We start from the raw sequence: 8,659 nt of genomic DNA, 5'->3' as shown, positions 1-8,659 counted from the left end.
GGCGGCCGGTGCGCCGATGCACAGCGCGCCCTCGACCACCACCGTCTCGGGCTGCTCCAGGATCGTCGGCGGCAGCCCCAGCTCGGTGTGGATCAGGTGCGCGGCCAGCGGAATCCGGCTGGAGCCGCCGACCAGGAAGATGCCCACCAGGTCCTTGGGCGTCTGCTTGGCGCCCCGGATGGCCCGCTCCATGCACTCGATGGTGCGCTCCAGGAGCGGCTTGGCGATGGACTCGAACTCCTCGCGGGTGACGTGCGCGTCGACCTCCATGGCGGGCAGGTGGATGTCGGAGGAGGCCGAGCGCGACAGCGACTCCTTGGCCTGCTTGACGTCCTCGTACAGCATCCGCCGGTAGCGGCGGTCCTTGTCGTCGGCCGGGTTCATGAGGCGCTGCCAGACGTCCGGGTGTGACACCGCGTAGGTCTTGCCCATCAGCTCGACCATGCCGTGGTCGAAGTCCAGGCCGCCCACATCGGACAGGCCCTCCTCGCTGAGCACCTCGAACCCGGTCTGGGTGCGGCGCACCACGGTGGCGTCGAAGGTGCCGCCGCCGAGGTCGTAGATGGCCAGGGAGCGGCCCACCGGCACCGCGGTGCCGAGCACGGAGGTGAAGTAGGACGCCGCGCCGACCGGCTCGGGGATCAGTTGGGGCTTGGGCAGTCCCGCCAGCCGCGCCGCCTCCACCAGGAGGTTGCGGCGCCGCTCGCCCCAGCGCGCCGGGTGCGTCATGCGCACCGCCTCCGGGGGCCCGCCCAGCTGCCGCTTGGCCTCCGAGACCACCCGCTCCAGCACGTACGCCATCACGCGCGGCACCGGGAGCTCCTGGTCGCCGAGGAAGATGGTGGTGTCGTCGATGCGTCGTTTGGGGTTGGGCTCGAAGCGCGCGGGGTCCATCCGGGCGTTACGTTCGGCGTCGCGGCCCACGAGCATCTGTCCGTCGGAGGACAGGTACACCGCCGAGGGCAGCATGGGTGAACCGTCGAACAGCAACGGCTTCACCCTGCCGTCGTTCATTCGCAGGATCGCCACCGTGTTTGACGTTCCAAAGTCAATTCCGAGCACGCGCATAGATGCCAGTCTCCTTGTTCGAAACGACACCTTAATGACCGGGTCCGGTTTTGGCCAGTGCGTCGTAGCGCCGCCATCACTGCCCGAAGCGCGGTGCCGCCGCCCGCGCGGCTCGGCGACCGGGGATACTCACCGCATGTTTACTGGTCGGCGCCGCGTGTTGGGCCCCTATCCGTATCTGGACGCGCCGCGGCCGCTGGCGTTCGCGCATCGCGGCGGCGCGGCGTCGGGCGAGGAGAACACCGTGGCGGCGTTCGCGCGCGCGGTGAGCACGGGTTACCGGTATCTGGAGACCGACGCGCACGCCTCGCGCGACGGCGTGGCGGTGCTGTTCCACGACCACGACCTGTCGCGGATCACCGGCGACCGTCGGTCCGTCGAGGACCTCACGTGGGCCGAGCTGAGCGCGATCCGGCTGGGCGGCGAGCCGCTGATCCCACGGCTGGACGAGACGCTGAGCGCGTGGCCGAAGGTTCGGTTCAACATCGACGTCAAGTCCGACGCCTCGGTGCAGCCCACTTTGGACGCCATCGCGCGCACGGGCGCGCGCGACCGGGTGCTCATCGGTTCGTTCTCCGGCAGGCGGCTGGCGCGGGTGCGCGCGGCCACCAGCCCGCGGCTGGCCACGTCCCTGGGGCCCAGGGAGGTGGCGACGCTGTGGGCGGCCTCGCGGGTGGGTGCGGGGCTGTGGGGTTTCGTGCCGCGCGGCATCGCCGCGCAGGTGCCGGTGCGCCAGGGTCCGGTGCGGTTGGTGGACTCCCGCTTCGTCCGCCACGCCCACAAGCTGGGCGTCGACGTGCACGTGTGGACGATCGACGATCCCGATACGATGCGGGCCCTGCTCGACTTGGGTGTCGACGGCATCATGACCGATCGAATCGACATACTTGCCGATGTCTATCGTTCGCGTGGCCTGTGGCCCGCCCGATCGGAAAGCTAAGCCCCACACATGACCACCTCCGAGGACACCGCCCCGTCCCCACAGCTCAGCACCCGGCGCGAGCGCACCGGCTGGTACATGTACGACTGGGCCAACTCGGCCTTCTTCACCACGGTGGTCACCGCCTTCCTGGGGCCGTATCTCACCGACATCGCCGACAAGGGCGCCGACTCCCACGGCAACGTCCAGGTCCTGTGGGGACTCCTCAGCATCAAGGCCGGGGCGCTGTTTCCCTACACCACGAGCCTGTCGGTGATCCTCCAGGTGCTGGTGCTGCCGCTGGCCGGCGCCATCGCCGACCGCACGCACCGCAAGAAGCAGCTGCTGGCCGGGTTCGCCTACGTGGGGGCCGCCGCCAACTGCGGCCTCGTGTTCCTCACCGGCGACCGCTATCTGCTGGGCGCCACCCTGTTCCTGATCGCCAACGTCACGCTGGGCGCCAGCGTCGTGGTGTACAACTCCTTCCTGCCGCAGATCTCCACCGAGCAGGACCGCGACCGGGTCTCCAGCACCGGCTGGGCCATCGGCTACCTCGGCGGCGGGCTGCTGCTGGCGTTCAACGTCGTCGCGGTGCTGCTGGGCGGCAAGACACACCTGGCCGACACCGCGCGGTGGTCGCTGGTGTCGGCGGGGGTGTGGTGGGCGCTGTTCACGACCTTCCCGATGCTGTGGCTGCGCAACCGGCCCGCCACCGCCGGGGAGAGCCGGGGCTTCGTCGTCACCGACGGGTTCGTCCAGTTCTTTCGCACCCTCAGGAGCCTGAAGGCGCTGCCGCTGACGCTGTTCTTCCTCGTGGCCTTCCTGGTCTACAACGACGGGATCCAGACGGTCATCGCGATGGCGGGCACCTACGGCGGCAAGGAACTCGGCTTCGACAACACGATCCTGATGCCGACGATCCTCATGGTGCAGTTCCTGGCCTTCGGCGGCTCGATCCTGCTGGGGTGGCTCGCCAAACGGTTCGGCGCCTGGAAGACGGTGCTGGGCAGCCTGGTGGCATGGGTGGGCATCCTGATCGGCGCGTTCATGCTGCCCAAGGGCAACGTCGCGCTGTTCCTCGTCCTCGGGGCGAGCATCGGCGTCGTGCTGGGCGGCTCGCAGGCGCTGAGCCGTTCCCTGTTCAGTCTGTTGATCCCGCGCGGCAAGGAGGGCGAGTACTTCGGGCTGTACGAGATCTCCGACAAGGGCACCAGCTGGCTGGGTCCGCTGCTGTTCGGTCTGGCCTTCAGCGTGACCGGCAGCTACCGGGTGGCGATCATCTCGCTGTTCGTGTTCTTCGTCGCCGGGTTCTTCATGCTGTTGGCGGTGCCCATGAAGCGCGCCATCATCGCCGCCGGGAACACACCCCCGGCGAAGGTGTGATGACCCACCACTTAGGCTGGCTGCCCGTGACCTCGAATCCCTCCCGGTCGCCGCGTCGCGGCTCCCTGCTTAAATTCTATTATGGACCGATGGACTGTGGCAAGTCGACACTTGCCCTGCAGATCCACCACAACCACACCCGCCAGGGCCGCAACGGAATGCTGCTGACCCGGCACGACCGCTCGGGGCGGTCGACGGTCACCACCCGCATCGGCCTGACCAAGGACGCTATGGAGCTGGCCGACGGAGACAACCTGCTCGACCTGGCCGTCGACGCCGGGGTCGACTACGTGATCTGCGACGAGGCGAACTTCTTCACCTGCGAACACGTCGAGCAGATGGCCGACCTGGTCGATCGCCACGGCGTGGACGTCTACGCCTTCGGCCTGGCCACCGACTTCACCTCGACGCTGTTTCCCGCCGCGGCGCGGCTGTTCGAGCTGGCCGACGAGGTCTCGCGGCTCCAGGTGGAGGTGCTGTGCTGGTGCGGCGCCGACGGGGTGCTCAACGCCCGGATCAGCGGCGGGCGCATCGTCCGCGAGGGCGAGCGCTTCGTGGTCGGCGACACCGACGACGCCGACCTGCACTACCAGGTGATGTGCCGCAAGCACTACCGCAGCGGCCAACTGTCCTTAGTGGCTTTGTTCGGGGTGGCGCCGCGCCTCCCGCTTCGACAGCCAGCGCTTGCCCAAAAAAGCGGCGGCGATGCTCAACAGGCTCATGCCGAACGCGCCGAGCAGCGCCACGCTGACCCCGCCGCTGCCGAAGACCGAGGCGCCCACGGCGGTGTATCCCAGGCAGGTGGGGATCGAGCTGATCGCGGTGGCGGCCAGGAAGTCGCGGTACCGCACCGACGACGTCCCGCACACATAGGACAGGACCCCGAAGTGCGATATCGGGATCACCCGGATCACCCACATGCCGACCAGGCCGTGGTGACTCAGCCAGGCGTCGCTGGCCGCCACGCCGCGCTCCACCCGGCGCGCCAGGCGGGCCCGCAGCGTCACCGCCGCGCCCGGATCCACCCTCGACCAGGCGGCGAGCTTGTCGGCGATGTAGTCGCGGCCGAGGATGCGGCCGATGGCGAACGCGGCGCTGGCGCCCAGCAGGCTGCCCACCGTCATGTACCCGAAGCCGGCCCACCAGCCGAAGACCAGGCCCGACGCCACCGACATCGCGGTGCGCGGCACCAGGATCAGCACGCCCACCGCGATCGCGGCGATCGCGCCCACCGGGCCGATCGCCTGGACGCTGTGGGCCAGGTCGGCCAGCTCGTCGACGTCGTTGGGGGTCAAGACGACCGCCAGCACCGCCAGGACGACGATGCCGACGGCCAGCGACGCGAAGCGCGCGGCTCGGGGGCTGATGCGGATTCGCGGACTCACACGTGCTGACGCTACTAGGCCTTAGTGGAATGAGTGCTCGGAGGCGGGGAACACACCCTCGCGCACCTCGTCGGCGTAGCGTTGCGCGGCGGTGGCGATGACCTCGGCCACGTTGGCGTAGCGCTTCACGAAGCGCGGGGCGGGGCCCTGGCGCAGGCCCGCCATGTCCTGCCACACCAGCACCTGGGCGTCGGTGTCGGGCCCGGCGCCGATGCCGATGGTGGGTATCGCCAGTTCCTTGGTGACCTGGGCGGCGACGTCGGCCATCACCATCTCCAGCACGACCGCGAAGGCGCCGGCCTCGTCCACGGCGTGGGCGTCGGCGATCACCGCCTCGGCCTGCTCGGCGCGTCCGGCGACCCGGTAGCCGCCGACCAGGTGCTCGCTTTGCGGGGTGAAGCCGATGTGGGCCATGACGGGGATGCCCGCGCCGGTGAGCGCGGAGATCTGTTCCCTCATCCGCGCCCCGCCCTCGAGCTTGACGGCGTGGGCGCCGGCCTTCATGAAGCGGACCGCGCTCTCCAGCGCCTGGGTGGGTCCGGCCTCGTAGGAGCCGAAGGGGAGGTCGGCGACCACCAGGGTGCGGCGGGTGGAGCGGGCCACGGCCCCCACCAGGGGCAGCAGCTCCTCGACGGTGATCGGCAGGGTGGTCTCGTAGCCGTAGACGTTGTTGGCGGCGGAGTCGCCGATCAGCAGCGCCGGAATGCCGATCTCGTCGAACATGGCGGCGGTGTACTGGTCGTAGCTGGTGAGCATCGCCCACTTCTCGCCGCGTTCCTTGGCGTTCCTCAGGTCGCGGGTGCGTACCCGTGAGTTCTTGCGGGTCGGTCCGTACAGACTGGGCACTTCGTTGTGCTGGGACATGACATCTCTCCATTGTGGTCCTCGGGGCCGACCAGGGGTCCCCGGGTTTGCAGAGTCAGGCTCAGACTAGCCCCCGACGGGCGTCCGGGGGCTGTGATAAATCCGACCGCCTCAGGCGTCGACCGTGACCGACGTGCCCTCCGCAAGGGTGCGGCTGACGGTGCAGGCGCGCTCGTGGACGCGGTGGGCGACCGCCTTGAAGATCTCCTCGGCCCGCTCGTCGCCGGCGGGCTGTTCCACGTCGTAGGTGACGGTCACCGGCCCCAGCAGGTTGCGCTCGACCTTCTCGGCGTCGACGTCCATGGCCAGGCGCACCAGGCGGTGGCCGCGCTTGGCCGTCAGCGGCTCGACCGACACGATGTTGCAGCCGCCGACCGCCGCCAGCAACAGCTCCACCGGCGTGAACGCGGCCTCGTCGGTGCTGTCGCCGATGGTGATCTCGCCGCCGCGGCCGTTGACGGCCCTGAAGCCGTCGTCGGTGCGTTCCACTCGAACCGTAGACATCGCCGTTTCCCTCCGGTGTAAACGTTTTCCCGGTCGAACATCCCCAACCGTATGGTTATTCCGCTACGAGATCAGGGAGTGCTTGCGCATCCAGGTGTCGATCTCGGTGAAGAACAGCTCGCGGGCGGGCATCCGCGACAGCGCCAGGTCGTGGCGTCCGCCGTCGATGCGCACCACCTCGACGTCGGCGCCGAGCTTCGGCGCCCACGAGACGATGTCGTCGGCGTCGAGCACCGCGTCGGAGGTGTGCACCGCGTCGTCCCAGCCGGAGTCGCGATAGGACGCTCCCGAGGCGGCCACCAGGACCGGAACCCGGACGTCCAGGCCCCGGCGCAGCCGGCGCTGGGCCCGGTCCACCCCGCGCAGCCAGCCCAGCCGCGGAGGGGTGCCCTCCAGGGGTTTCCACTCGAGGTTGAAGTCCCATTCGCCGCGCAGGCTCGAATGCAGGCTCTCCACATTGATGCTGGTGCCGTTGCCGGGGAACATCCGTTTGGGCGCCAGCAATCCGGCGATGTCCAGCGGCACGACGCCGACCTTTTGCACCACGTCGCCGATGTTGAGCTCGAAGAACGGGCTGTTGAGGATCAGCCCCGACAGCCACGGGTACTTGCGCATCCGATGCGCCCACAGCGCGGCGGTCAACGCCCCGGTGGAGTGGGCGTACACCAGGATGGACTCGCGCAGGTCCTCGCCGCGGATGATGTTCGACGCGGCGTCCAGCTCGGCGAAGTACTCGGGGATGTAGCGCACGAAGTGCGGGGTCTGGTGGGGCAGCAGGCTGCGCCCCGCCTTGCGCAGATCGATGGCGTAGAAGGCGAAGCCGCGTTCGATGAAGAAGTCGGCGACATGCGGATGGAAGAAGTAGTCCGAGAAGCCGTGCACGTACATCACGGCCTTGCCCGTCACGGGCGAATCCACCCGGTGCACCAGGGTCGCGACCACGTCGCCCTCGGCGTCGGCGTCGAGGTGAATGGTGCGGCGCCGGTACTTCTCCCCCAGCTCATCGGTTTCCACGGCATATTCCTACCCCAGGTGGGCCCGCCGTCACGGCGAACCCACCGGGAGTGTGAGCCGCGCCGGCGATCAGGAGAAGTCGGCGGCGTGGTCGGCGGCCCATTGCCGATAGGTGCGGGCGGGTTTGCCGGTGACGGCCTCGGAGGTCGGCCCGTAGCTGTCGATGCCGCCGGCGGCGAGCATGTCCAAAAGGGCGCTTGGCAGGTACTTCTCGGCGACCTCGCGCGGCAGCTCCTCGACCGTGATGTCCCTGCCGATGGCCTCGGCGATCACGCCGACCTGCTCGCGCTGGGTCATGCCGCCGGGGCCGTCGATCATGTACTTGTGGCCCTCGTGGCCGTCGGCGGTCAGCGCCAGGAACGCGACGTCGGCGATGTCGCGCTCGTGGATCGGGTTGACCCGGGCCTCGGGGTAGGGCACGCGGACCACGCCCTCGCCGCGGATCGACTCGGCCCACCACAGCGAGTTGGTGGCGAACTGGGCGGGGCGAACGAAGGTGTAGGGGATGCCCGATTCCTCGATGGGCTTCTCGGCGGCGACGTGCATGCGGCCGATCTGGTGGGTCTCGGCGTTCGGCATCCCCGCCGCCGCCGAGGACAACAGCACCAGGCGGCGCACGCCGGCCTTCTTGGCCTCGGCGAGGAAGTCGTCGATGCCCTCGTGCGCGGCGTACAGGAACACCTTGTCCACGCCCTGGAGCGCGGGCGCCAGGGTCTCGGGCTTGGTGAAGTCCACCAGCACGGGCTCCACATCGGACGGCAGGTCGGTGTTCTGGGGGTCGCGGCTGGCGGCGCGCACGGTCTCGCCCGTTTCGAGGAGACGCTCGATGACGACGCGCGCGAGCTTGCCGCGGGCTCCGGTTACCAAAGTGGTCATTGTTTTCCCTTCTCAGTTGTGGGGTGCTCGGCGAGGCGCTGGAGTATGCGCGCCAGCGCATCGCCGTAGCGACTTTCGAATTCCTCGGCGTCGATGTCGATCCCGAGGAGCTTTCGGGCGGTGTTGCGAAACGCGACCGGGGCCATGACCATCCCCATCAGGGCCAACTGGACGCACGCGGGGTCCAGTTCGGACGCGATCTCGCCGCTGTCCTGGCGGCGGCGCATCTGTTCCTGTTCCTCGTCGATGTCGGACTGGTCCTCGAAGTCGGGGTCGCCCGACAGGGCCTGCCACAGCGCCAGCCGCACGGTGCGCGGGTCGCCGAGGCTGTTGCTCAGGTACCAGCGCATCAGGTCCTCGGCGGAGGTGTCGGGGACGGACTTCTCGCGCTCGGCGTCGCGCCACTCGTCGCGCATGGCGCGGTACAGCCCCTCCTTGCCCCCGAAGTAGTAGCTGATCAGCTGCTTGTTCACCCCGGCGGCCGCGGCGATGTCGCCGACGCGGGCGCCGCTGAATCCCTTGGCGGCGAACTCCTCCAGCGCGGCGTCCATCAGCTTGCGCTTGGTGCGTTCGGCGTCGCGCAGGCGTTCGGGGCACTGCGGGGAGCGCCGCGGCGGGTTGTCCATGCCGCCGACGTTAACACGTA

At 69.3% G+C, this 8,659-nt stretch carries 9 protein-coding genes and 1 pseudogene; 3 read left to right on the top strand and 7 right to left on the bottom strand.

Translation table 11 applies throughout. The features are described from left to right. The coding region (locus VE172_RS06970) for an Hsp70 family protein (protein WP_324799075.1) at window positions 1-1,029 on the bottom strand (1,029 nt) is incomplete at its 3' end. Between the two features lie 175 nt (window positions 1,030-1,204). Between VE172_RS06970 and VE172_RS06965 the strand changes: the two genes are divergently transcribed. From VE172_RS06965 to VE172_RS25380, 3 genes and pseudogenes are all read left to right on the top strand, one after another. Then, window positions 1,205-2,008: a glycerophosphodiester phosphodiesterase family protein gene (locus VE172_RS06965; protein WP_324799072.1), complete on the top strand. Its 804-nt coding sequence runs from the start codon at window positions 1,205-1,207 to the stop codon at window positions 2,006-2,008. Between the two features lie 9 nt (window positions 2,009-2,017). Beyond that, on the top strand, window positions 2,018-3,370 hold the full coding sequence (locus VE172_RS06960; protein WP_324799069.1) for an MFS transporter: 1,353 nt from the start codon (window positions 2,018-2,020) through the stop codon (window positions 3,368-3,370). After that, a pseudogene (locus tag VE172_RS25380) lies at window positions 3,370-3,999 on the top strand (thymidine kinase); the annotation flags it as partial. The gene VE172_RS06960 and the pseudogene VE172_RS25380, both read left to right, overlap by 1 nt. 3 nt (window positions 4,000-4,002) lie before the next feature. On the opposite strand, the gene VE172_RS06950 reads toward VE172_RS25380, so the two are convergent. From VE172_RS06950 to VE172_RS06925, 6 genes are all read right to left on the bottom strand, one after another. Continuing rightward, entirely contained in the window at window positions 4,003-4,755 is a 753-nt protein-coding gene (locus VE172_RS06950; protein WP_324799065.1) for a TVP38/TMEM64 family protein, read from the bottom strand. Between the two features lie 21 nt (window positions 4,756-4,776). Then, entirely contained in the window at window positions 4,777-5,619 is an 843-nt protein-coding gene (gene panB / locus VE172_RS06945; RefSeq protein ID WP_324799062.1) for a 3-methyl-2-oxobutanoate hydroxymethyltransferase, read from the bottom strand. A 111-nt stretch (window positions 5,620-5,730) separates the two neighbouring features. After that, on the bottom strand, window positions 5,731-6,123 hold the full coding sequence (locus VE172_RS06940) for an OsmC family protein (protein WP_324799059.1): 393 nt from the start codon (window positions 6,121-6,123) through the stop codon (window positions 5,731-5,733). A 63-nt stretch (window positions 6,124-6,186) separates the two neighbouring features. Next, window positions 6,187-7,137: an alpha/beta hydrolase gene (locus VE172_RS06935; protein ID WP_324799056.1), complete on the bottom strand. Its 951-nt coding sequence runs from the start codon at window positions 7,135-7,137 to the stop codon at window positions 6,187-6,189. 69 nt (window positions 7,138-7,206) lie between these two features. After that, window positions 7,207-8,013, bottom strand: coding sequence for an NAD(P)H-binding protein (locus VE172_RS06930; protein ID WP_324799053.1), 807 nt, complete (start codon window positions 8,011-8,013; stop codon window positions 7,207-7,209). Beyond that, window positions 8,010-8,639, bottom strand: a complete 630-nt coding sequence (locus VE172_RS06925) for a TetR/AcrR family transcriptional regulator (protein WP_324799050.1) — start codon at window positions 8,637-8,639, stop codon at window positions 8,010-8,012. Before VE172_RS06925 ends, VE172_RS06930 begins: the two co-directional genes overlap by 4 nt. Window positions 8,640-8,659 lie beyond the last annotated feature (20 nt).

This window comes from Stackebrandtia sp. (assembly GCF_035643755.1).
Classification (GTDB): domain Bacteria; phylum Actinomycetota; class Actinomycetes; order Mycobacteriales; family Micromonosporaceae; genus Stackebrandtia.
This window is presented reverse-complemented; position numbering and strand designations above follow the sequence as displayed.